The sequence below is a fragment of the Pseudomonas sp. RIT-To-2 genome, assembly GCF_029623465.1.
GTDB classification, from domain to species: domain Bacteria; phylum Pseudomonadota; class Gammaproteobacteria; order Pseudomonadales; family Pseudomonadaceae; genus Aquipseudomonas; species Aquipseudomonas silvicola.
Genome location: NZ_JAPYKM010000016.1, coordinates 40,285 through 63,191, shown reverse-complemented (window position 1 = coordinate 63,191; position 22,907 = coordinate 40,285). Strand labels below are relative to the sequence as shown.

The 22,907-nt window shown below is 64.6% G+C and carries 20 protein-coding genes; 16 read left to right on the top strand and 4 right to left on the bottom strand.

All coding sequences use genetic code 11. The features are described from left to right. Positions 1-63: 63 nt before the first annotated feature. From QBK88_RS16175 to QBK88_RS16165, 3 genes are all read right to left on the bottom strand, one after another. Positions 64-759: a YoaK family protein gene (locus QBK88_RS16175; RefSeq protein WP_277962824.1), complete on the bottom strand. Its 696-nt coding sequence runs from the start codon at positions 757-759 to the stop codon at positions 64-66. A gap of 86 nt (positions 760-845) precedes the next feature. Then, complete coding sequence (locus QBK88_RS16170; protein ID WP_277962823.1) at positions 846-2,147, bottom strand: sensor histidine kinase; 1,302 nt, start codon at positions 2,145-2,147, stop codon at positions 846-848. Further along, on the bottom strand, positions 2,113-2,787 hold the full coding sequence (locus tag QBK88_RS16165; protein ID WP_277962822.1) for a response regulator transcription factor: 675 nt from the start codon (positions 2,785-2,787) through the stop codon (positions 2,113-2,115). The genes QBK88_RS16170 and QBK88_RS16165 overlap by 35 nt, the downstream gene beginning before the upstream one ends. Before the next feature lie 132 nt (positions 2,788-2,919). On the opposite strand from QBK88_RS16165, the gene QBK88_RS16160 reads away from it, so the two are divergent. From QBK88_RS16160 to QBK88_RS16120, 9 genes are all read left to right on the top strand, one after another. Beyond that, positions 2,920-5,178, top strand: a complete 2,259-nt coding sequence (locus tag QBK88_RS16160) for a TonB-dependent siderophore receptor (protein WP_277962821.1) — start codon at positions 2,920-2,922, stop codon at positions 5,176-5,178. Continuing rightward, positions 5,178-5,924, top strand: coding sequence for a tetratricopeptide repeat protein (locus tag QBK88_RS16155; RefSeq protein ID WP_277962820.1), 747 nt, complete (start codon positions 5,178-5,180; stop codon positions 5,922-5,924). Before QBK88_RS16160 ends, QBK88_RS16155 begins: the two co-directional genes overlap by 1 nt. A 137-nt stretch (positions 5,925-6,061) precedes the next feature. Beyond that, positions 6,062-7,684 carry a HAMP domain-containing methyl-accepting chemotaxis protein gene (locus tag QBK88_RS16150; protein ID WP_277962876.1) on the top strand — a complete coding sequence of 541 codons (1,623 nt, stop codon included), beginning with the start codon at positions 6,062-6,064 and terminating at the stop codon, positions 7,682-7,684. Then, positions 7,684-8,217 (top strand): chemotaxis protein CheW, encoded by a 534-nt coding sequence (locus QBK88_RS16145; RefSeq protein ID WP_277962819.1) that lies wholly within the window; start codon positions 7,684-7,686, stop codon positions 8,215-8,217. The genes QBK88_RS16150 and QBK88_RS16145 overlap by 1 nt, the downstream gene beginning before the upstream one ends. Then, on the top strand, positions 8,217-9,476 hold the full coding sequence (locus tag QBK88_RS16140; protein WP_277962818.1) for a CheR family methyltransferase: 1,260 nt from the start codon (positions 8,217-8,219) through the stop codon (positions 9,474-9,476). Before QBK88_RS16145 ends, QBK88_RS16140 begins: the two co-directional genes overlap by 1 nt. Then, the gene (locus tag QBK88_RS16135; protein ID WP_277962817.1) at positions 9,473-10,156 is read left to right on the top strand and encodes a chemotaxis protein CheW; all 684 of its coding nucleotides are present in this window, start codon (positions 9,473-9,475) and stop codon (positions 10,154-10,156) included. Before QBK88_RS16140 ends, QBK88_RS16135 begins: the two co-directional genes overlap by 4 nt. Beyond that, positions 10,153-12,447, top strand: coding sequence for a hybrid sensor histidine kinase/response regulator (locus QBK88_RS16130; RefSeq protein ID WP_277962816.1), 2,295 nt, complete (start codon positions 10,153-10,155; stop codon positions 12,445-12,447). Before QBK88_RS16135 ends, QBK88_RS16130 begins: the two co-directional genes overlap by 4 nt. Next, positions 12,444-13,454, top strand: a complete 1,011-nt coding sequence (locus QBK88_RS16125; protein ID WP_268144939.1) for a chemotaxis response regulator protein-glutamate methylesterase — start codon at positions 12,444-12,446, stop codon at positions 13,452-13,454. The genes QBK88_RS16130 and QBK88_RS16125 overlap by 4 nt, the downstream gene beginning before the upstream one ends. Before the next feature lie 52 nt (positions 13,455-13,506). Beyond that, the gene (locus QBK88_RS16120) at positions 13,507-14,514 is read left to right on the top strand and encodes a response regulator (protein WP_277962815.1); all 1,008 of its coding nucleotides are present in this window, start codon (positions 13,507-13,509) and stop codon (positions 14,512-14,514) included. Positions 14,515-14,571: 57 nt separating this feature from the next. On the opposite strand, the gene QBK88_RS16115 is transcribed toward QBK88_RS16120, so the two are convergent. Next, the gene (locus QBK88_RS16115; RefSeq protein WP_277962814.1) at positions 14,572-16,044 is read right to left on the bottom strand and encodes a hypothetical protein; all 1,473 of its coding nucleotides are present in this window, start codon (positions 16,042-16,044) and stop codon (positions 14,572-14,574) included. Positions 16,045-16,226: 182 nt separating this feature from the next. Here QBK88_RS16115 and prfB point away from each other — a divergent pair. From prfB to QBK88_RS16080, 7 genes are all read left to right on the top strand, one after another. Next, positions 16,227-17,322 (top strand): peptide chain release factor 2 gene (gene prfB / locus QBK88_RS16110; RefSeq protein ID WP_277962813.1). Its coding sequence is split into 2 segments (ribosomal slippage): positions 16,227-16,298 and positions 16,300-17,322, totalling 1,095 coding nucleotides; the frame shifts between segments, so codons are not numbered across the junction. A gap of 83 nt (positions 17,323-17,405) precedes the next feature. After that, positions 17,406-18,908 (top strand): lysine--tRNA ligase, encoded by a 1,503-nt coding sequence (lysS, locus tag QBK88_RS16105; protein WP_158155688.1) that lies wholly within the window; start codon positions 17,406-17,408, stop codon positions 18,906-18,908. A gap of 175 nt (positions 18,909-19,083) precedes the next feature. Next, positions 19,084-19,788 carry a TetR family transcriptional regulator gene (locus QBK88_RS16100; protein WP_277962812.1) on the top strand — a complete coding sequence of 235 codons (705 nt, stop codon included), beginning with the start codon at positions 19,084-19,086 and terminating at the stop codon, positions 19,786-19,788. A 30-nt stretch (positions 19,789-19,818) separates the two neighbouring features. Continuing rightward, entirely contained in the window at positions 19,819-20,367 is a 549-nt protein-coding gene (locus QBK88_RS16095; protein ID WP_277962811.1) for a hypothetical protein, read from the top strand. A gap of 18 nt (positions 20,368-20,385) precedes the next feature. Beyond that, positions 20,386-21,663: a flavohemoglobin expression-modulating QEGLA motif protein gene (locus QBK88_RS16090; RefSeq protein WP_277962810.1), complete on the top strand. Its 1,278-nt coding sequence runs from the start codon at positions 20,386-20,388 to the stop codon at positions 21,661-21,663. Then, positions 21,635-22,564, top strand: coding sequence for an alpha/beta hydrolase (locus tag QBK88_RS16085; protein ID WP_445764948.1), 930 nt, complete (start codon positions 21,635-21,637; stop codon positions 22,562-22,564). Before QBK88_RS16090 ends, QBK88_RS16085 begins: the two co-directional genes overlap by 29 nt. Next, on the top strand, positions 22,557-22,862 hold the full coding sequence (locus QBK88_RS16080) for a hypothetical protein (RefSeq protein ID WP_277962809.1): 306 nt from the start codon (positions 22,557-22,559) through the stop codon (positions 22,860-22,862). Before QBK88_RS16085 ends, QBK88_RS16080 begins: the two co-directional genes overlap by 8 nt. The last annotated feature ends 45 nt before the right edge of the window (positions 22,863-22,907 follow it).

Sequence of the window (22,907 nt, the reverse complement as noted above, 5' to 3'; positions counted from 1 at the left end):
ACCGGCGCTGCGCGGCATTGGTTCACCGTGCGTTTCCGGTCGGCGTTGGTCGCCCCATTGAGTTCACTGTTGCGCCAGTTCGCCCCGGCCCTCATAGGTCATCACGCACGTCCAGGCGGCCACCGCCACCGGTACCACCAGGCACCACAACCCCACTGCCAGGTACAGCAGCGCCGAGCCGATGCAGCCCAGGGTGAAACCCAGCAGGTTGCGGCCAATCGGCCCCAGACGCTCGCGCACGACAGCGCGTTCCCGGGTATCGCGCAGGCTCATGAGCGAAAAGATATCGATGGCCGCCTGGGTCACGTTGCCGGTCATGAGGGTGGTGGGCGGCGCGGCCTTGAGGTGCTGGCGCGACAGCGCGTTCTGGATGGCCATGGCCGCCACGCCGACCATGCCGGTGGCCAGCGCGGCCACCGAATCGCCGTCATTGAACGGCCCCAGCCAGACCGCGCAGCCCATGAATACCCCCAGCAGCAGGGTATGGGCCACCATCAGTACGTGCAGTGAAGCCAGGTTGCGTTGGTTGAGGGCGACGGCGGCAAGGTGGGCAAGGCCTACCACCAGGATAAACACCGGCAGCGCCAGCAGCTTGGCCAGCGCTCCCGAGGTGCCATGAACAATGCTCACGCCCAGGGTGACGAAGTTGCCGGTAACATGGGCGGTGAACAGCCCTTGCAAGGCCAGGAAGCCGACGGTATCGACGAAACCGCCGTTGAAGCTCAACGCCGGGGCAACGGTGGGGTGCAGGGCGCGCATGGTCGTTCTCTGAGGGCTAGGGGGCCAGGCCATTCTGCTGCCCAGCTCTTTCAGGAACAATTATCCAGAAGGTGAAATGATTGTTTCTATTCCGGGGATGGTGCGCAGTCCAGCCGAAAGCAGGTAGGGCCAACCTCCGGTGATTGCACGCTGATGCGCCAACCCTGGCTCAGGCATATGCGCTTGACCAGCGACAGCCCCAGGCCGAGGTTGTCGACGCTGGGGTGCGGGCCGCGCGTGAACGGCAGGAAGATCGCCTCGTGCTGGTCAGCGGGCACGCCTGGGCCGTTGTCCTGCACCTCGACCCAGCTATCACTGACCCTCAACCGAATCTCACTGCCGGTCCCTGCGTATTGCAAAGCGTTGCGCACCAGGTTGCCCAACACCGTGCGCAGCAGTGGCAGCGGGTAGTCGGGCGCCATGGGCGAACAGGCCACCGGCTCGACCGACAGCGTCAGCCCCAGGCGCTGCGCCCGTTCGCGTGACAGCGCCCATTGTTCGTCCACCGCCTGTGCCAGGCTGGCACGGGGGAACCCCAGGCAGTCGCCTTCGCCGCGGGCGAGCATCAGGTAGGTGTCCAGGCGCTGGCGCATGTCTTGTATCGACGCTTCGATACGCTGCAGTTGCGCGTCGGCAGGGGTGCTCAGGGGCTCTTCGTCGCGCAGCACTTCGCAGGCACTCAGGGCGGCCATCATGGGGGTGCGCAGTTCATGGCCGACGTCGGCGGTGAACAGTCGCTCTCGCTGCAATGCCAGCTCCAGGTGGTTATAGGTCTCGTCGAAGGCGCGTGCCACGGTGCCGATTTCGTTCGCGGGGAAGTCCGTGGCCAGGCGGCTGCACGGCGGCAGGCTGGCGCGCATGGTCATGCGCGCGGCCAGGCGCTCGATGGGCCGTACCAGGCGCCGGGTGGTCACCAGCCCCAACAGCACGGCCAGTACCACCAGGCCGCCGAGGCTGATGAGGCCCACCATCACCAGGGTGGTCTGGGTATGTTCGTAGTCGGTGTAGTCGCGCATCAACAGGAAGCGCTGGTTGTCCTCATCCAGCACACGCACGTGCCACAGCCGCTCGCCGCGCATCAGTTTGTAGAAGCCGGGTGCCAGTGGCCGCAGGTCGGGCGGGAAACGCTGCGAGCCAGGCGCGCCGACGAAGAAGCGCCCGGGCCGGCCCTCGCCGCCGTTGGCGACTTCCTCGCGTACCCGCTCGATGGCGATGCCCATGTCGATTTCCTGCAGGCTCATCTCCAGGCGGTTGAGGCTGAAATTCGACAGGCCCAGCACCAGCGCGCCGGTCAGCAGGCTGACCAGGCCATAGATCAGAATCAGCCGGCGGCCCAGGCTGTGGCGGCGCCCTTCACGCATCGGCGGCCAGCCGGTAACCGATGCCATGCACGGTGCGCAGCAGCGCCAGGGGAAACGGTTTGTCGACGACGTGACGCAGTTGATGGATATGAGTACGCAGGCTGTCACTGTCAGGTGGCGAATCGCTCCACAGCAGTTCTTCCAGTTTGCGCCGGGCTACCACGGCAGGGCTGGCCTGCATCAGGGCCATCAGCAGGCGCAGGGGCGCCGGCGGCAGTTTCAGCGCCTGGCCGGCGCGGGTCAGGGCCAGGGTGGTGGTGTCCAGGCACAGGTCGCCCACCTGCAGCACGGTTTTCTGCGCCGGGCTGGCGCGCAACAACACCGCGTTTACCCGCGCCGCCAGTTCCGCCAGGGCGAACGGCTTCACCAGGTAGTCGTCAGCCCCGGCCTCGAAGCCTTCCAGGCGGTTCTCCAGGGTGTCGCGGGCGGTGACCATGATCACCGGAATGCGCCGCCCGCTCTCTTCACGCAGGTGCCGGCACAGGCTATAGCCGTCCAGACGCGGCAGCATCAGGTCGAGCACGATCAGGTCGAAGTCGCCGGTCCGGGCCAGTTCCAGGCCCTGCGCGCCGTTCTCGGCGCAGTCGACGATGTAGCCACGGCGGCTCAGGTAACGAGTGATGTTGTCGAGGATAACCAGGTCGTCTTCGATGACCAGAATGCGCATGGGGGCCACATGTAATAAGTGTGTCGAAGGTGAAATCTTCTTAACAAGATCTTGAGAAGGGTTATCGCACAATGCGCAAAAGCGAATCGTTGTTGTTTACTTTAACCTGCTGGCCCCTCTCGCGAGAACCCCATGAGCCGTCAATCCGCCCAACCACCCCGCCTGGACATCACCCTGGGCATGGCCGTCGCCACCCTGAGCAGCATGACCTACGCCGCCGACCAGGTACCCAATACCTTGCAACTGGGCTCCACGGTCATCGACGCGACCCAGGACAACGCCGCGCCGTACCAGACCGAGAAGTTGTCGAGCAGCAAATTCACCGAAGCGCTGCGCGATACGCCGCAAAGCATCAGCGTGGTGCCCAAGCGCGTGCTGGAAGAGCAGAACGCCCAGGACCTCAAGGACGTGCTGCGCAATGTGCCGGGCATCACCTTCAACTCCGGTGAAGGCGGTGGCGGGGTAGGGGACAGCATCAACATTCGCGGCTTCAGCGCCGACGGCAACATCTACCGTGACGGCGTGCGCGACCCGGCCAAGTACACCCACTCCGAACTGTTCAACACCGAGCAGGTGGAAGTGCTCAAAGGCTCCAGTGGTTCGGGCTGGGGTGTGGGCGCCATTGGTGGCGCGGTGAACCTGGTGACCAAGAGCCCGGAGCTGAAAAACTTCGACACCCTGGACGTTGGCGTAGGCACCGCCAACTACAAGCGCTCGACCCTGGACATCAACCACACCATCGACGGCCTGGGCGACGGCGCGGCCTTTCGTCTCAACGTGGTGGGCTACAAGGGTGGCGTGGCCGGCCGCGACTGGATTCAGCGCGAGCGCAACGGTTTCGCGCCATCGCTATCCCTGGGCCTGGGCACCGACACCCGTTTCACCATCGCCTACGAATACCTGCATGACAACGGCAACACCGACTATGGTATCCCGACCGTCGACGGCCAGTACGGTGGCAGCCCGCACCGCCTTGGCAGCTGGAGCAGCTACTGGGGTTGGCGCAACCTGGACAAGGAAAACAACGAGTCCCACCGCTTGAACCTCAAGTTCGCCCACGACTTCAATGACAATGTCACCTTCGACAACCAGCTGACCTATTTCCACCTGGACCATGACTATTTCGTCACTACCCCAGGCGGCACCTACTACGGCGCCAACAGCCCTGCGCCGGGTGTGCAGGTCAACAAAGGCGTGTACCGTCGCAACATCAACACGCCGCTGCGCAACCAGACCAACGCCACCTGGAGCGACCAGAGCAACCTGACGTTCCGTTTCGATACCTTTGGCATCGGCCACACCCTGGTCACCGGTATCGAATACAGCAAGCAGACGCTGCAGTCCGACACCGGCAAACTCACCGCCGCCGACGCCGCGCAGATGGGCAGCCTGACCTCCGCCAGCAATGACTGGTCGAAGTACCCGTATTCCGCTGACAGCTACATCAGTTCCGAGATCGGCGCCGAGCAGATCGACAAGGCCTTCTACGCCCTCGACACACTGAAGTTCGACGAGCAGTGGGAGCTGCACCTGGCCGCCCGCCAGGACCATTACGACTCGCGCATCACCAGTAGCTATTCGCGCAGCAGCCAGACTGCGGCCTGGGTGGACAATGGCACTTCGTCGGCCTCCGAGAAACTCACCAGCGTGCACACCGCCCTGGTCTACAAGCCGGTGGAAGAGGGCAGTATCTACCTCAGCTACGCCAACGCCCGCCAGCCCAGCAGCCTGACGGCGGTCGCCCAGACCGGCACCAGCACAGGCGACAGTACCCAGCGTGGCAAGACCATCGAACTGGGCACCAAGTGGGACGTGCTCAACGAAAACCTCAGCCTGACCGCGGCGGTGTACGAGACCAAGCGCAACCTGACCTACACCGACGATGACACCGGCGCCACCCTGAACGTGGGCGGTGAGCAGCGCGTGCGTGGCCTGGAACTGGGGGTGGTGGGCAACATCACTGACAAGTGGTCGGTGTACGCCGGTTACGCCTACCAGAACAGCAAGACGCTCAAGGCTGCCAATGACTCGTCCGAGGATGGCATCGGCATCGCCAACACGCCCAAGCACACCATCAGCCTGTGGAACACCTGGAAACTGCCTGGTGACAACACCTTCAGCTACGGCGTGCGCTACGTCGACACCGTCGACATCTACACCGGCACTGGCACCGGCGCGGATTCCACCACCTCGTCGCAGTTCAAGACCACCGTGCCCGACTACGTGGTTCACGACCTGGCCTTCACCCACGCCATCAACAAGAACATCGATGTGCGCCTGAACGTCACCAACCTCTTCGACAAGCGTTACTACACCGAGTACAACAGCCGCGGCTACGGCCTGCCGGGCGATGGCCGCGGTGCGACCGTCACCGCCGAGTATCGCTTCTGATGCTGGCCGACCCGGTCCTGCGCCTTGGCGTGCAGGATACCTGTGCCGTTGCCCGCCTGCTGCTGGACCAGGCTGCCGCGGGTAACCTGGAGGCCCAGGCGCGCCTGGGCCAGGTGTTGCTCGACGGCCACGGCATCGCGCGCGATCCGGTGCTGGCCCTGCGCTGGTTCCGGATCGCGGCAGCGCGTGGGCACCTTGCGGCCTTGAACATGGTCGGCCGTTGCCTGGAGCTGGGCTGGGGTTGCGCCCCTGACCTGCCCGGCGCGGCGCGCCAGTACCGCGCCGCTGGCGAGCGCGGGTTGGACTGGGGCCAGTACAATTACGCCAACCTGCTGAGCCAGGGCCGCGGCGTGGCCCGTGACATGCCCCAGGCGTTGGCGTGGTACCAGCGCGCCGCCGACGCCGGGCATGCCAAGGCCATGAACCTGGTGGGGCGTTTCCATGAGGAAGGCTGGGTCAGCGAGGCCAACGCGGAGCTGGCTTTCAGCTGGTTTCAACGTTCGGCACTGGCCGGGGACTTTCGCGGGCAGTGCAGCTACGCCGCCATGCTGGTGCGCCGCGGCAACCCCGAAGAGGCGGCGAAGTGGGTCATGCGTGCAACGCGCACGGCCACGCCAGCGTTTCTGCGCACCATTCGCGAGGCCGTGGCCTCCCTGCCGGCGGCGTTGTTCGCGCCGGTCATCGACGCCATCGACCATCGCCTGGCCTGCGGCAGTGTCCCTGTGGGGGCAGGTGAGACGGGGTAGCGGTTCTGCGTGAAGGCGCGCCGCAGTGTGTCGGAAAGAAGTACGAAAGTAGCTAAAAACGACACAGTCAGCAGGGTTATCGCTGGGCTATACTCGCCCCATTTCGCCGGTAGACGTAGCACTCTCGAGGGATGACTGTGAAGAACTGGACATTGCGCCAACGGATTCTGGCGAGTTTCGCCGTGATCATCGCCATCATGCTGTTGATGGTGGTCGCTTCCTACACGCGCCTGAAGGCTATCGACGATGCCCAGCAGACGGTGCGTAACGACAGCGTCCCGGGTGTCTATTACAGTTCGATGATTCGCAGTGCCTGGGTGGACAGCTATGTCTACACCCAGCAACTGGTTGGCCTGAGTTACCAGCGCGAGTACGTTACCGCTGACGAAGAACAGTACAAGAGTTTCGCCAGCCGCCTTGCCGAGCAGATGGCCAACTACCAGAAAACCGTGTTCGACCCGGAAGACAAGGCCAATTTCGATGAGTTCGCGCGCCTGAACGGCGAATATGCGCAGGTGCTCGCCAAAGTGCTGGATGCCTACCACCAGAAGCACTTCACCCAGGCGCAAGACCTGCTCAATGATCAACTCACCCCGGCCTGGACCGCTGGGCGCAAGCAGCTCAACACCCTCATCGAGCGCAACCGCGACGCGGCCGAGCACGCGTCCCAGGCCAGCTCGCAGGCGGTCAGCGACGCCAAGCTGACCATGGGCATCGCGCTGTTGCTGGCGATCATCGCCGCAGGTATCTGCGGCCTGTTGCTGATGCGCGCGATCATGCAGCCAATGCAGAAGATCGTGAAGATCCTGGACACCATGCGCAACGGTGACCTCAGTACCCGCCTGGACCTGTCGCGCCGGGACGAGTTCGGCATGGTCGAAACCGGCTTCAACGACATGATGACCGAGCTCACCGCCCTGGTCTCCCAGGCCCAGCGCTCCTCGGTGCAGGTCACGACCTCGGTGACCGAAATCGCCGCTACTTCCAAGCAGCAGCAGGCCACCGCCACGGAAACCGCCGCCACCACCACCGAGATCGGGGCTACCTCGCGGGAAATCGCCGCCACCTCCCGGGACCTGGTGCGTACCATGACCGAGGTGACCTCCGCCGCCGACGCTGCCTCGATGCTCGCCGGTTCCGGCCAGCAGGGGCTGTCGCGCATGGAAGACACCATGCACCAGGTGATGGGCGCCGCCGACCTGGTCAATGCCAAGCTGGCGATCCTCAACGAGAAGGCCAGCAACATCAACCAGGTGGTGGTGACCATCGTCAAGGTCGCCGACCAGACCAACCTGCTATCCCTAAACGCTGCCATCGAGGCCGAGAAGGCGGGGGAGTACGGCCGCGGCTTCGCGGTGGTCGCCACCGAAGTACGGCGCCTGGCCGACCAGACCGCCGTGGCCACCTACGACATCGAACAGATGGTGCGCGAAATCCAGTCGGCGGTATCAGCCGGTGTGATGGGCATGGACAAATTCTCCGAGGAAGTGCGCCGTGGCATGTTCGAGGTGCAGCAGGTCGGTGACCAGCTGTCGCAGATCATTCAGCAGGTTCAGGCGCTGGCGCCGCGGGTGCTGATGGTCAATGAAGGCATGCAGGCCCAGGCCACCGGGGCCGAACAGATCAACCACGCGTTGTCGCAACTGGGCGACGCCAGCAGCCAGACCGTCGAGTCCTTGCGCCAGGCCAGCTTCGCCATCGACGAACTGAGCCAGGTGGCCGCAGGGCTGCGCGGTGGCGTCTCGCGTTTCAAGGTCTGATGAGCACCCCCCTGCGGCCCAACGTGGCTGCGCCTGCCGCGCAGGGCAAACTGTTCCTGGTGTTCCGGGTGGGAGACCAGCGGTTTGCCTTGGCTGCTACCGATATTGGTGAGGTGCTGCCCTGCGTGCCTCTCAAGCCGGTGCCCCAGGCGCCGGCGTGGGTGGCTGGCATCTTTTCTCACCGCGGCCGCGTGGTGCCGGTCATCGACGTAGGGCAGTTGATGTTCGGTGTCCCGGCATCGCAGCGCACCAGCACCCGCCTGGTGCTGGTGCATTACGCCGCCGGTGCGATGCAAGGCGACCAGCGCCTGGGGCTGATTCTCGAGCACGCCACGCAGACCTTGCGCTGCCCCGCGCAAGACTTTCGCCCCTATGGCGTGTCCAACCGGGAAGCTCCTTACCTGGGGCCGGTGCGCGAGGATGAGCAGGGCCTGCTGCAATGGGTAGGCGTTCAGGATCTGCTCGATGAGCGCGTGCGCGAACGGCTGTTCGCTCCGCAATTGGCCGAGCAGTTCATGGACGGGGAAGGGTAATGGAGCACGACCCACGTTTTTTCAAGTACCTGCGTGACCGCATCGGGCTCGATGTGGCTTCGGTGGGTGCGCCCATGATCGAGCGCGCGGTACGCCAGCGTTGTGCGGCCAGTGGGGCCGCCGACCTGAACGCCTACTGGGGGTTGCTGCAGCTCAGTGGTGCGGAACAACAAGCCCTGATCGAGGCGGTGATCGTTCCTGAAACCTGGTTCATGCGCTACCCGGAAACCTTCAACGCCCTGGTGCGGGTGGCCCAGGCGCGCCTGGTGGAGCTCAAGGCGGCCAGGCCGCTGCGTATTCTCAGCCTGCCCTGTTCCACCGGCGAGGAGCCCTATTCCATTGCCATGGCGCTGTTCGATGCTGGCATCAGTGCCGCGTTGTTCACCATCGATGGCGTGGATATAAGCCCGATCTCGGTGGCCAAGGCCCAGCGCGGCGTGTACGGTCGCAACTCGTTTCGCGGCACCGACCTGACGTTCCGTGATCGCCATTTCGACGCCGTGGACGATGGCTATCGTCTGCTTGAACGGGTGCGCCACCAGGTTCGCCTGCAGGTGGGCAATGTGCTTGACCCGGCCCTGCTCAAGGGCGAGGCACCTTACGATTTCGTGTTCTGCCGCAACCTGCTGATCTATTTCGACGTGGACACCCAGCAGCGCGTGTTCGAGGTGCTCAAGGGCTTCAATGACCCGGACGGCGCGCTGTTCATCGGCCCTGCCGAGGGTAGCCTGCTGGCTCGCCTGGGCATGCGCCCGCTGGGCGTGGCCCAATCGTTCGCCTTCGTGCGCGCCGAGGTACCGCCCGTGGAGCCCGTGCCCACGCCGACGCGTGCGGCGCCGCCGCCTCGGCCGCTGGCACCGCCGGTGCGTTCGCGCCCGTCGCCACCACTGCCACCGGTGCCTCAAGTGAAGCCGCCCGCGGCCGAAAAAGCAGTACAGGTGACGCTCGAACAGATCGCCAGCCTGGCCAACGAGGGCAAGCGCCTGGAGGCCATGCAGGCCTGCGACGCCTACCTCAAGCACCATGGGCCTGATGCACAGGCATTCTATTGGCTCGGTTTGCTCAACGATGTCGGTGGCGATGCGCGCAAGGCCCAGGATTTTTATCGCAAGGCGCTGTACCTGCAACCGCAGCACCCTGAAGCACTGGCGCACCTGGCCATGCTGCTGGCCGCCCAGGGCGACAGCGTGGGCGCCCGCCGCCTGCAGGAACGCGCCGCGCGCAGTGAACGTACCGCCGACAGTGAGCGTAAACGATGATTGGCCTGGCTTCGCTGGATGTCATCCAAGGGGATGGCGAAGCGATTGACGATTGCTGGAACCGCATCGGTATCCACGGTGACAAGTCGTGCCCTCTGCTGGCCGACCATATCCATTGCCGTAACTGCCAGGTATACGCGGCCGCGGCCGTGCGCCTGCTGGACCGCTATTCCCTGAGCCGCGAAACCCTCCACGGTGAGGTCGCCCAGGCGCCGGGGCAGGTGGCCTCGCGCTCGCTGGTGGTGTTCCGCCTGGCCGAAGAATGGCTGGCCCTGGCCACCCGCTGCCTGGTCGAGATTGCCCCGGTGCAGCCGGTGCATTCGCTGCCGCACCAGCGCTCGCGGGCCTTGCAGGGCGTTGCCAACGTGCGCGGTGCGCTGGTGCCCAGCCTGTCGCTGGCCGAGTTGCTGGGCGTGGACGTCAGCGTCAGCCCGGCGACGTCCACGCGCACCGTGCCGCGCCTGTTGATCCTGGCCGCGGCCGGCGGTTCGGTGGTGGTACCGGTGGACGAAGTGGACGGCATTCACCGTATCGAGCTCGGTGAACTGGACAAGGCTTCACAGTCGGCGGGGCAGGCCGGCACGCGCTTTACCCGCTCGGTGCTGCCCTTCAAGGGGCGCAGTGTACGGGTGCTGGATGAAACCCAGCTGCTTGATGCTGTTTCCCGGAGCCTGACATGACCCCAGAGCAAATGCGCGATGCCTCGCTGCTGGAGCTGTTTGCCCTGGAAGCCGAGGCCCAGACTCAAGTGCTCAGCGCCGGGTTGCTGGAACTGGAACGCAACCCCACCCAGGCCGAACAGTTGGAAGCCTGCATGCGGGCGGCCCACTCGCTCAAGGGCGCGGCGCGCATTGTCGGCGTCGACGCCGGCGTCAGTGTTGCCCATGTGATGGAGGACTGCCTGGTCAGCGCCCAGGAAGGCCGGCTGCTGCTGACGCCGGAACATATCGACGCGCTGTTGCATGGCACCGACCTGCTGATGCGCATCGCCAGCCCCGAGGGCGCGCCCACCGCCGAAGACATCGCCGCCTATTCGGTGCGCATGACCGGCTTGCTCGACCCCTCGGCCGCGCCGCCCCCTGCGCGCCCGGCCGCGCCACCCCAGCGGGCCCCCGAGCCGACGCCGGTAGCGTCTCAAGCCCTGCCGGAGCCCGAACCGGAAGTGCTGCCCGAGGCGGCGCCAACCCCGGAGCCGCGCAAGGCCAAGGGCGCGGTCGACGGTGGCGAGCGGGTGCTGCGTGTCACCGCCGAGCGGCTCAACAGCCTGCTGGACCTGTCCAGCAAATCGCTGGTGGAAACCCAGCGCCTCAAGCCTTACCTCGCCACCATGCAGCGCCTCAAGCGCATGCAGGGGCAAAGCCAGCGGGCCCTGGACGGCCTGCGCGAGCATCTGCAGGCCACCGAGCAGACCGACGAAGTCTACGAAGCGCTGACCCTGGTGCAGGGGCTGCTCGCCGAGACCCAGCACATGCTGGTGTACCAGACCAGTGAATTGGACGAGTTCGGCTGGCAGGCCAGCCAGCGTGCCCAGTTGCTCTATGACACCGCCCTGGCCTGCCGCATGCGACCTTTCGCCGACGTGCTCGGTGGCCAGGGGCGCATGGTGCGCGACCTGGGCCGCTCGCTGGGCAAGCAGGTGCGCCTGGATATCGAAGGCGAGAAGACCCAGGTCGACCGCGACGTGCTGGAAAAGCTCGAAGCGCCGTTGACCCACTTGTTGCGCAATGCGGTCGACCACGGCATCGAAAGCCCTGAACAGCGGCTGCTCGCCGGCAAGCCCGCCGAAGGCCGGGTGCTGCTGCGCGCCGCGCACCAGGCCGGCCTGCTGGTGCTGGAGTTGAGCGACGATGGCGGTGGGGTCGACCTCGAGCGCCTGCGGCGCAGCATTGTCGAACGCAACCTGTCGCCCGCCGAGACCGCCGCCCAGCTCAGCGAAGAGGAATTGCTGACGTTCCTGTTTCTGCCGGGCTTCAGCCTGCGCGACAAGGTCACGGAGGTGTCCGGCCGCGGCGTGGGCCTGGACGCCGTACAGCACATGATGCGCCAGTTGCGCGGCTCGGTGGTGTTGACCCAGGTCCACGGCCAGGGCAGTTGTTTTCACATCGAAGTACCGCTGACCCTATCGGTCGTCCGCAGTCTCGTGGTGGAAGTCGGCGAGGAAGCCTACGCCTTTCCGCTGGCCCATATCGAACACACGCTGGACCTGCCCGCCGAGGACATCGTCCAGCTCGAAGGGCGCCAGCATTTCTGGTACGAAGGCCGGCACGTGGGCCTGGTAGCCGCCAGCCAATTGCTGCAGCGCCCGGCTGGGCAGGGCGGGGGGGATTCCCTGAGGGTAGTGGTTATCCGTGAGCGCGACGCCATTTATGGCGTGGCGGTGGAGCGCTTCATCGGCGAGCGCACCCTGGTGGTGCTGCCCCTGGATGCACGCCTGGGCAAAGTCCAGGATATTTCCGCCGGCGCCCTGCTGGATGATGGTTCGGTGGTGTTGATCATCGACGTCGAGGACATGCTGCGCTCGGTCGAGAAACTGCTCAACACCGGGCGCCTGGAGCGCATTGACCGGCGCAACCAGCGCGGCGTCGAGCAGGCGCGCAAACGCGTGCTGGTGGTGGATGACTCGCTGACCGTGCGTGAACTGCAGCGCAAGCTGCTCAGCCATCGTGGCTACGACGTAGCCGTGGCGGTGGATGGCATGGACGGCTGGAACGCCCTGCGCGGCGAAGATTTCGACCTGCTGATCACCGATATCGACATGCCGCGCATGGATGGTATCGAACTGGTGACCCTGGTGCGCCGCGACAGCCGCCTGCAATCGCTGCCTGTGATGGTGGTGTCCTACAAGGACCGTGAAGAAGACAGACGGCGTGGCCTGGACGCTGGAGCCGACTACTATCTGGCCAAGGCCAGTTTCCACGACGACGCCCTGCTCGACGCCGTGGTGGAGTTGATCGGGAGTGCCCAGGGATGAAAATCGCCATCGTCAACGACATGCCCATGGCCGTCGAGGCCTTGCGCCGGGCCGTGGCGTTCGAGCCGGCGCACCAGGTGATCTGGGTCGCCGCCAACGGCGCAGAAGCCGTGGCGCGCTGTGCCGAGCAACTGCCCGACCTGATCCTGATGGACCTGATCATGCCGGTCATGGACGGCGTGGAGGCCACGCGGCAGATCATGGCCGCCACCCCCTGCGCCATTGTCATCGTTACCGTCGACCGCCAGCAGAATGTGCACCGTGTCTTCGAGGCCATGGGCCATGGCGCCCTGGACGTTGTCGACACCCCGGCGCTGGGCGCCGGCAACCCTCGCGATGCGGCCGCGCCGCTGCTGCGCAAGATCCTCAACATTGGTTGGCTGATAGGCCAGCGCGGCACCCCCGTGAAGGCGGTGCCCACGCCACTGCGCAGCGGTACCCAACGCAGCGGGTTGGTGGCCATTGGCTCGTCGGCCGGGGGGCCGGCGGCGCTGGAAGTGCTGCTCAAGGGCTTGCCGAAAAACTTTCCTGCCGCCATTGTGCTGGTGCAGCATGTGGACCAGGTGTTCGCCGCGGGCATGGCCGACTGGCTGGCCGGGGCCTCGGGCCTGAACGTGCGGCTTGCCAGGGCGGGCGAACCGCCGCAACCTGGCGTAGTATTGCTAGCGGGTACCAACCACCATATCCGTCTGCTCAACGACGGCACGCTGGCCTACACGGAGGAGCCGGTGAACGAGATCTACCGCCCTTCCATCGACGTGTTCTTCGAGAGCGTCGCGCGTTTCTGGCGCGGTGACGCGGTGGGCGTGCTGCTCACGGGCATGGGCCGTGATGGTGCCCAGGGCCTCAAGTTGCTGCGCCAGCAGAATTTCCTGACCATCGCCCAGGACCAGCAAAGCAGTGCGGTGTATGGCATGCCCAAGGCGGCAGCGGCCATTGATGCGGCGGTGGAAATCCGCCCACTGGAGCGTATTGCTCCCAGACTGACGGAAATTTTTCAGCCATGACTCCAAGTAGCACGCCATGCCGACGTAAAGGCAGTGACCAGGTGGACAACGCATGATTGACCTGCAGATCGAAGAGTTCAAGGCCACCGACGAGAACAAGGCCATGGTGCTGCTCGTCGACGACCAGGCCATGATCGGTGAGGCGGTGCGGCGTGGCCTGGCCAGTGAAACCAACATCGACTTCCATTTTTGCGCCGACCCGCACCAGGCCATCGAGCAGGCCGTGCGCCTCAAGCCCACGGTGATCCTGCAAGACCTGGTGATGCCCGGCCTGGATGGCCTGACCCTGGTGCGCGACTACCGCAACCACCCGGCCACCAAAGACATCCCCATCATCGTGCTGTCCACCAAGGAAGACCCGCTGGTCAAGAGCGCGGCGTTCTCCGCCGGGGCCAACGACTACCTGGTCAAGCTGCCGGACACCATCGAGCTGGTGGCGCGCATTCGTTACCACTCGCGCTCCTACCAGACCCTGCTGCAGCGCGACGAAGCCTACCGAGCCTTGCGCGTCAGTCAGCAGCAGTTGCTGGACACCAATCTGGTGCTGCAGCGTTTGATGAACTCCGACGGCCTGACCGGCCTGTCCAACCGCCGCCACTTCGACGAATACCTGGAGCTGGAGTGGCGCCGCGGCCTGCGGGATCAGACCCAGCTGTCGCTGCTGATGATCGATGTCGACTACTTCAAGTCATTCAATGACAGTTTCGGCCACCTGGACGGCGACGAGGCCCTGCGCCGTGTCGCCGATGCCATCCGCGACAGCTGCAGCCGCTCCACTGACCTGCCGGCGCGGTACGGCGGCGAAGAGTTCGCCCTGGTGCTGCCCAACACCTCGCCGGGCGGTGCGCGGCTGGTGGCGGAAAAGCTGCGCCAGACCATCATTGCCCTGAAGATCCCGCATATCTCACCCAGCGAAGGCTCGCACCTGACCGTCAGCATCGGCCTGTCCACCCAAGTGCCGCAGGCTGGCACCCATTGCCGGCAGTTGATCTCCGCGGCTGACAAGGGCTTGTACCAGGCCAAGCACAACGGCCGCAATCAGGTGGGTATCAGCGACTGAACCGGCGAGTCGGCAGGGGGCCATCGCCTGGTCCCCTCGCGGTCGGGCGTTGGTATTTCACGGCTGTACCGCCTGGTCGGCCGCGCTGTAACTGAAAGGCGAGCCGGCGAGCTGGGTCAGGTCCAGTTTGACGATGGGAAGCCATACGTTATTGCGGTCCTTGAGCTTCTGTTGAAAGACTTTCGCCTCCGCCACATAACCCGTTTTGTAGAAGATCGCCTCCATCGGCAGTGTGGCGCCCTTGCCTTGGCCCCAGTCGGCGACCATGACCTCGTTCCATAACGCCTCCATGTTCGCCGGGCGTTGTTCGCGCACGGTGATGCTGGTCTGGAACTGCGCCGGGTCATCGGTGCTCAGCGAGCATTGGTAGTCGCGGTTGGGGAGCGTCCTGGTGTAGGCGTACCACTGTGCGGGCGTACTGACCCCTAAAGCGGTGCATGACCCCAGGGTGCGTGCCCTGAGCGCACACCCCCGGTCACCGCGCGTACCCACCAGGGTGCCAGAGTCGTAGGCGTAGATGCACAGGTATTGCGGTGCTACCTGGGGTGCTTTGACATCGGCCTGGGGCTTCAGGATGAAGCCGCTGTTGTGGTAAAGGCTGGAGACATGCGCGTCCAGGCGCATGTAGGAAAATGACACACCGCCCAGTCTGGTTGCCGCAGGGCTGGGGTCCCAGGGGTCGTAGGCGCCGTTTTCGGTGGAGCGGATGACGATACCGTTGCAGTAATAGGCGGGTTTGTTGCCTGCGCAGCTGGCGGCCGTGTCGCGGTAGCGGGCATTGAGTACGGCAGCGTAATCGGTTGTGATTGGCCGCGGGTTGCCAACCGCCAGTTGCAGGATGGAAGAGGTGATAGAGGTAGTGCTACCCGCCGGTTGGTAAATGTAGGTCAGTTGGGCATATTGATCAGTACTGCGGGTCACTTGTGCCTTGGGTATCTTGAACGTCAGCAGCGTGGGCTGGTTGACCGTTTTGAGCACAGGGCTGAAAACGGCTGCCCCGCGCCACACCAGTTGCACGGTGTCGCCGGCGCGCATGGCGGGGTAATAGACCTCGACGGTGATCGGTCCATCGAGCGTGGTGGGGTCCAGTTGGTCGTTCGGGGCCTCTACCACCCGGAACACGGGCGATACCTGCTCGCCTCGCACCTGGATACTCAGCGGTGTCGCCCCGGGACGGCGTACCACGGTGCCGGTGCTGTAGTAATAATTGACCGATACGGTGCGGTTGATGTTTTCCACCCAGTTGGCCTTGGGGAAATTGAACGTGACCGGGTCGCTGTTTTTCAGGGTTCTTTCTACGGTCGAATGGGTGGCGATCCCTGTGAGCACGGTATAGAGCTTGTCGCCCTTTTTCATCCCGGGTACCTGCACGGTGACAGTGACCGGGCCAGTGAGCGCCTTGGCGTTGAGCGTACCATTGGTGACATCGGTGGCGCTGAGCTCCGCTGCACTGGCGGCTGGGCCGGCGGCGATCAGGCTCAGCAGCAGAGTCAATGACAGCAACAGGCGGTGATAGCTAAGGGAGAGCATGGCGGGAACTCCATGTTGTAAGTGGATCCAACTTATGGCCGCGTTGCTGCGCTCCGCAACTGTAAGATTTGACAGTGGCATGCACCGCACCCCGATCGATGGCCCCAATCCAGGCTGCCCAGGCGGCGCGAGTGCGTTATACTCTCCGGCTTTTGACACGTTACGTACGAGTGCTGCCCGCCATGGAAATCAACCCGATCCTGAACACCATCAAGGACCTGTCCGAGCGCTCCGAAACCATTCGGGGGTATCTTTGACTACGATCAAAAGCATGAGCGTCTGACCGAGGTCAACCGCGAGCTTGAAGATCCGGCAGTCTGGAACAACCCCGAGTATGCGCAGAACCTGGGTCGCGAGCGTTCGCTGCTGGCCCAGATCGTCGACACCCTGGACGAAATGTCCGCGGGCCTGGCCGATGCCAAGGACCTGCTGCTGATGGCTGCCGAGGAAGAAGACGAAGGCGCCGTAGCCGACGTCAGCGAAGAAGTCGACCGCCTGCGCGAGTCGCTGGAAAAGCTGGAATTTCGTCGCATGTTCAGCGGCGATATGGACGCCAACAACGCCTACCTGGACATCCAGGCCGGCTCCGGCGGTACCGAAGCCCAGGACTGGGCCAACATCCTGCTGCGCATGTACCTGCGCTGGGCCGACAAGCGCGGCTTCGACACCACCATCATGGAGTTGTCGGCGGGTGAAGTGGCGGGTATCAAGGGCGCCACGCTGCACATCAAGGGCGAGTATGCCTTTGGCTGGCTGCGCACCGAGATCGGCGTGCACCGCCTTGTGCGCAAGAGCCCGTTCGACTCGGGCAACCGCCGCCACACCTCGTTCTCGGCCGTGTTCGTGTCGCCGGAAATCGATGACAACATCGAAATCGACATCAACCCCGCGGACCTGCGCATCGATACCTACCGCTCCTCGGGTGCCGGTGGCCAGCACGTGAACACCACCGACTCGGCGGTTCGTATCACCCACGTGCCGACCAACACCGTGGTCAGCTGCCAGAACGAACGTTCCCAGCATGCGAACAAGGACACCGCCATGAAAATGCTGCGGGCGCGCCTTTACGAGCAGGAAGTGCAGAAACGCAACGCCGCCTCCCAGGCCATGGAAGACAGCAAGTCGGACATCGGCTGGGGCCACCAGATTCGTTCGTACGTACTGGATGCCTCGCGCATCAAGGACCTGCGCACCAACATCGAACGCAGTGACTGCGACAAGGTGCTGGACGGCGACATCGACGAATACCTGGTAGCAAGCCTCAAGCAAGGCCTGTAAGGCGAGCGCCCTGCGGGGCGCATTCGCCCGCGATCCCCGCCGCAAGGCGGGGGCAACAAACCCGTGATGGAATTTTTCAAGACATGAGCGACCAACAACTCGACCCGCAAGCCCTGCAACAGGAAGAAAACTCCCTGATCGCCCTGCGCAAGGAAAAGCTTGCTGCCGAGCGCGCCAAGGGCCAGGCCTTCCCCAATGACTTCCGCCGTGACAGCTATGCAGCCGACCTGCAGAAGCAGTACGTCGACAAGACCAAGGAAGAGCTGGAAGGCCTGGCCATTCCGGTCAAGGTTGCCGGTCGCATCATGCTCAACCGTGGCTCGTTCATGGTGATCCAGGACATGACCGGTCGCATCCAGGTCTACGTCAACCGCAAGACCTTGCCGGAAGAAACCCTGGCCGCGGTGAAAACCTGGGACATGGGCGACATCATCGCCGCCGAAGGCACCCTGGCCCGTTCGGGCAAGGGTGACCTGTACGTGGAAATGACCAACGTGCGCCTGCTGACCAAGTCGCTGCGCCCGCTGCCGGACAAGCACCACGGCCTGTCCGACACCGAACAGCGCTACCGCCAGCGTTACGTTGACCTGATCGTCAACGAAGACGTGCGCCAGACCTTCCGCGTGCGTTCGCAGGTCATCGCCCACATCCGCAGCTTCCTGATGAAGCGTGACTTCCTGGAAGTGGAAACGCCGATGCTGCAGACCATTCCGGGTGGCGCGGCGGCCAAGCCGTTCGAAACCCACCACAATGCGCTGGACATGCCGATGTTCCTGCGTATCGCCCCGGAGCTGTACCTCAAGCGTCTGGTGGTCGGCGGTTTCGAGAAGGTCTTCGAGATCAACCGCAACTTCCGTAACGAAGGCGTTTCGACCCGGCACAACCCCGAGTTCACCATGCTCGAGTTCTACCAGGCCCACGCCGACTACGAAGACAACATGGACCTGACCGAGGAGCTCTTCCGCGAGCTGGCCCAACTGGTCCTGGGGACCACCGACGTGCCTTACGGCGACAAGGTGTTCCATTTCGGCGAGCCGTTCGTGCGCCTGTCGGTATTCGACTCGATCCTCAAGTACAACCCGGAACTGACCGCGGCTGACCTGACCGACATCGACAAGGCCCGTGAAATCGCCAAGAAAGCCGGCGCCAAGGTGCTGGGCTTCGAAGGCCTGGGCAAACTGCAGGTGATGATTTTCGAAGAACTGGTCGAGCACAAGCTGGAGCAGCCGCACTTCATTACCCAGTACCCGTTCGAAGTGTCGCCGCTGGCCCGTCGCAACGACGACAACCCGAACGTCACCGACCGTTTCGAGCTGTTCATCGGCGGCCGTGAAATTGCCAACGCCTACTCCGAGTTGAATGACGCGGAAGACCAGGCCGAGCGCTTCATGGCCCAGGTGGCCGACAAGGACGCCGGTGACGATGAAGCCATGCACTACGACGCCGACTTCGTCCGCGCGCTGGAGTACGGCATGCCGCCAACGGCCGGTGAAGGCATCGGCATCGACCGCCTGGTGATGCTGCTGACCAACTCGCCGTCGATCCGCGACGTCATCCTGTTCCCGCACATGCGCCCGCAGGCCTGACCGCAGTCGAACAAGCCGCCCCTCGGGGCGGCTTTTTTATGGGTACAATTCACAGATGGCCAAGCAGACAACTGCCTGCCTGCAGGCGCCCTCCGCGGGCGCGGGGCTAGGCCGGTTGCTGCATCGGCACCGACGGATCGGTTTCAACAAGAGGAATAGGGTAGTGACTCCTGCAATGGCTCAACAAGGTGCTGCCGGTGTAGCGACAGCAGTGGCGGAAAGTGTCCAGTATCAGGGCCGCAAGGCCAGCCGCCAAGGAAGTGAACAGCGTCGTCAGGAGATTCTCGACGCGGCCATGCGCATTGTCGTACGCGATGGCGTACGTGGGGTTCGGCACCGGGCCGTGGCGGCGGAAGCCGGCGTGCCGCTGTCGGCCACCACCTACTATTTCAAGGACATCGAAGACCTGCTGACCGACACCTTCGCCCAGTATGTGGAGCGCAGCGCCGCCTACATGGCCAAGTTGTGGGCCACCACCGAAGACCTGCTGCGCAACACCATGGCGCGCAACGATGGCAGCCCCGCTGCCCGCGCCGCGCTGGCCGACGATATTGCCCGCATGACCGCCGATTACGTGCACCGCCAGTTGCTCAACCGACGCGAGTACCTGATGGCCGAGCAGGCGTTCCGCCAGGAAGCCTTGCTGAGCCCGCGCCTGGCCGAGCTGGTGCGCTCGCACCAGCAGATCCTGTTGCAGGGCACCTGCCAGTTGCTGGAAGTGCTGGGCTCGCGCGAACCCCATCAGGACGCCAAGGTGTTGACGGCCATCATCGGGCGCATGGAATATCAGGGCCTGCTCGACGGCGATGCCCCGATGGCCGACGACGACATGCTGGCCATCCTCAACCGCTACATGCACCTGGTGTTGGCCTCGGCCTGACCTGGGCCCCATCATCCCAAGGAGTGCTTGATGAAAGCCTGGCGCCTGTTGCTGATCGCCGTATCGTCGTTGCTGCTGGGCGGTTGCCTGGTCAGCTTCGACGAACCGCTGCCTGCCGGGCAGACGGCCCCCGCGGCACTGGTGGGCCACTGGGTGAGCAAGGACGCCTGGGGCCAGCACCTGAGCCTGCGCATCAAGCGCCAGGGCACGGACCATTACACCGCCATCAGCACCCCGGCGGGCCAGGCCCGCGACGTCGTCGATTTCACCGTGGCCGGCCATGGCAGCCGGTGGTATGCGTCGGCGCGAATGCCAGCCGAATACGGGGGGCAATACGCCCTGGTGGGGTTCGAGTTGACCGATGATGGCGCGCTGGTGGTGTATAACCTCGATGTCGAGCGCATTCAGCAGGCGTTGCAGCAGCACGCCCTGAACGGCGCTACCGTGGAAACGAAGGACGGTGAAGGTGTGCGGGTCGCCAGTGACCTGCCCCAGGTGTTCGCCTACCTGGACGATCCGGCCAATTCGGACGTCTTCGTGGAAATGGCCCGCTATACCCGGGCCCCGTCAAAACGCTAGTCAGACAAGGAGTTGCCGGTGGACGAGTACCAGCAGACGATACGTGGCCTGTCCGATCGCATCGTGTTGGCCCAGGCACCTATCCGGGTGCTGGACGCAGTAAAGTGGGATGACAGCATCCGCCAGGAGTTTCTCAAGGCCAAGGGCAAGGCCATGCCGGCCGTGGACCGCGCCTATTACCAGAGCCGGCCGCTGTCGTTCGACTCCAGCGCCGTGAAGCTGGAATTCCAGAACATCGAGCGCGACATCACCCGCCAGCTCGGCCAGTTCAACCCCGTGGGGCAGATCATGCGGCGCATGTGCAAGGAGTACCGCATGGTGGTGCGCATGCTCGAAGCGCGTGGCACCGAGGACTTCGGCCTGATCTCCCAGGAGCTGTATGGTGCGGCGTCCGACGCGTTCCATGCCGGTGACCCGACGCTTGCCGACCTGGGCCTGATGCTCTCCGACTACCTGAACAACATCGACGGCCGGGGTGACCTCAAGGACGAACCCAAGACCCTCACCGCCAAGGACGCCGTGGCCATGCTGCAAAGCCGCCTGAACCGTACCTTCGGCGAGGCCGAGGGGACCATCCGGGTGTTCGAGTCCGACGGTATTGTCGCCGACGCCGCAGCGGGTGCCGACTACATCAAGATCCGCAGCGACGCCCTGTTCAACGAACGTGATGTACGCGCCCTGGAAGTACATGAAGGCCTGGTGCACGTGGGCACCACCCTCAACGGCCAGAACCAGCCGATTTGCACCTTCCTGTCCAAGGGCCCACCCTCGTCGACCGTGACCCAGGAAGGCCTGGCCATCCTGATGGAAGTGATCGCCTTCGCTTCCTACCCCAGCCGGCTGCGCAAGCTGACCAACCGTACCCGAGCCATTCACATGGTGGAGGAGGGCGCCGACTTCCTGCAGGTTTTCGAATTCTTCCGCGAGCAGGGCTTTGGCATGCCGGAGAGCTACGGCAACGCCAGCCGCGTGTTCCGCGGCTCGGTGCCCACCGGCCTGCCGTTCACCAAGGACCTGTCCTACCTCAAGGGCTTCATCATGGTCTACAACTACATCCAGCTGGCGGTGCGCAAGGGCAAGCTGGAGCAGATCCCGCTGTTGTTCTGCGGCAAGACCACCCTGGAGGACATGCGCACCCTGCGCCAACTGGTGGACGAAGGCCTGGTGGCGCCGCCCAAATACCTGCCCGAGCAGTTCCGGGACCTCAACGCGCTGTCGGCGTGGATGTGTTTCTCCAACTTCCTCAACCACCTGAGCCTGGATCGCATTGAAGCGGATTATTCGAACATCCTCTGAGGCGCTGCTGCGCGCCCTGGCCGTGCTGGCGTTGCTGGCCAGCCTGGGCGGTTGCAGTTCGCTGCTGTTCTACCCGGCCAAGGACCAGCCGTTCACACCGGCCAAAGCCGGCCTGGTGTTCCGCGACGTGACCATTACCGCCGCCGACGGTACCCGCCTGCATGGCTGGTGGTTGCCGGCCAAGGCCGGCGTGCCGGTCAAGGGCACGGTACTGCACCTGCACGGCAACGGTGGCAACATGGCTTGGCACCTGGGCGGCAGTTGGTGGCTGCCGGAGCAGGGCTATCAGGTGCTGCTGCTGGACTATCGCGGCTACGGGCTGAGCGAGGGTGAACCGAGCTTGCCGGCCATTTACCAGGACATCGACGCGGCCTTCGCCTGGCTGGGCCAGCAGCCCGAGGTGCAGGGCAAACCCCTGGTGCTGTTGGGGCAGAGCCTGGGTGGCGCCATGGGCATTCATTACCTGGCCGATCACCCGCGCCAGCGCGAGCGCCTGCAGGCACTGGTGTTCGATGGTGTGCCGGCCAGTTACCGCGGCGTGGGCCGGTTCGCCCTGAGTACGTCCTGGCTGACCTGGCCCCTGCAGGTGCCGTTGTCGTGGCTGGTGCCCGACGGTGACAGCGCGATCTACGCCATCGAAGCGCTGAAAGGCACGCCCATGCTGTTCTTCCAGAGCATGGATGACCCCATCGTACCCCTGGCCAACGGCATCGAGCTGTACAAAAAGGCGCCGCCCCCGCGTGTGCTCCAACTGACCCGTGGCGGCCACGTGCAGACCTTCGCCGACCCCACCTGGCGCACGGTGATGCTGCGTTTCCTGCAAGACCCCTCACACTTCAACGGCCTGCGCCGCCTGGGCGAAGTGCCCAACTACCCCGAGCCCGAGCCGCCCCATGAATGATGAACGCAATGCCATCCCGTTGATCCTCACCGGGATCGGCAGCATCTTCGCCACCGTGGCCTGCCTGTGGTATTACGGCTACCTGCACTTCGCCAAGCCCGAAGATGCCTTGCTGCTGAGTGATTTCACCCTGCTCAAGACGATACCGGGCGAGGACTACAAGGTATCCGCCACCCCGGCCGACGAAGTAGCCCAGTGCATCGACGGCATCCTGGTGCTGTTCGATACCCGGCAGAAGGGCCTGAGTGGCGTGCTGGTGGACAGCCGGAAACAGGCGGTGCACTGCACCACGCCGTAGCGGCGGTCGCCAGGCCGCGTCCCGGACGCCGCGCAGCACCTGGCG

Coding starts and splice junctions, on each gene's coding strand:
- QBK88_RS16175 (WP_277962824.1), bottom strand. CDS start 759: ATGCGCGCCCTGCACCCCACCGTTGCCCCGGCGTTGAGCTTCAACGGC.
- QBK88_RS16170 (WP_277962823.1), bottom strand. CDS start 2,147: ATGGCATCGGTTACCGGCTGGCCGCCGATGCGTGAAGGGCGCCGCCAC.
- QBK88_RS16165 (WP_277962822.1), bottom strand. CDS start 2,787: ATGCGCATTCTGGTCATCGAAGACGACCTGGTTATCCTCGACAACATC.
- QBK88_RS16160 (WP_277962821.1), top strand. CDS start 2,920: ATGAGCCGTCAATCCGCCCAACCACCCCGCCTGGACATCACCCTGGGC.
- QBK88_RS16155 (WP_277962820.1), top strand. CDS start 5,178: ATGCTGGCCGACCCGGTCCTGCGCCTTGGCGTGCAGGATACCTGTGCC.
- QBK88_RS16145 (WP_277962819.1), top strand. CDS start 7,684: ATGAGCACCCCCCTGCGGCCCAACGTGGCTGCGCCTGCCGCGCAGGGC.
- QBK88_RS16140 (WP_277962818.1), top strand. CDS start 8,217: ATGGAGCACGACCCACGTTTTTTCAAGTACCTGCGTGACCGCATCGGG.
- QBK88_RS16135 (WP_277962817.1), top strand. CDS start 9,473: ATGATTGGCCTGGCTTCGCTGGATGTCATCCAAGGGGATGGCGAAGCG.
- QBK88_RS16130 (WP_277962816.1), top strand. CDS start 10,153: ATGACCCCAGAGCAAATGCGCGATGCCTCGCTGCTGGAGCTGTTTGCC.
- QBK88_RS16125 (WP_268144939.1), top strand. CDS start 12,444: ATGAAAATCGCCATCGTCAACGACATGCCCATGGCCGTCGAGGCCTTG.
- QBK88_RS16120 (WP_277962815.1), top strand. CDS start 13,507: ATGATTGACCTGCAGATCGAAGAGTTCAAGGCCACCGACGAGAACAAG.
- QBK88_RS16115 (WP_277962814.1), bottom strand. CDS start 16,044: ATGCTCTCCCTTAGCTATCACCGCCTGTTGCTGTCATTGACTCTGCTG.
- lysS (WP_158155688.1), top strand. CDS start 17,406: ATGAGCGACCAACAACTCGACCCGCAAGCCCTGCAACAGGAAGAAAAC.
- QBK88_RS16100 (WP_277962812.1), top strand. CDS start 19,084: ATGGCTCAACAAGGTGCTGCCGGTGTAGCGACAGCAGTGGCGGAAAGT.
- QBK88_RS16095 (WP_277962811.1), top strand. CDS start 19,819: ATGAAAGCCTGGCGCCTGTTGCTGATCGCCGTATCGTCGTTGCTGCTG.
- QBK88_RS16080 (WP_277962809.1), top strand. CDS start 22,557: ATGAATGATGAACGCAATGCCATCCCGTTGATCCTCACCGGGATCGGC.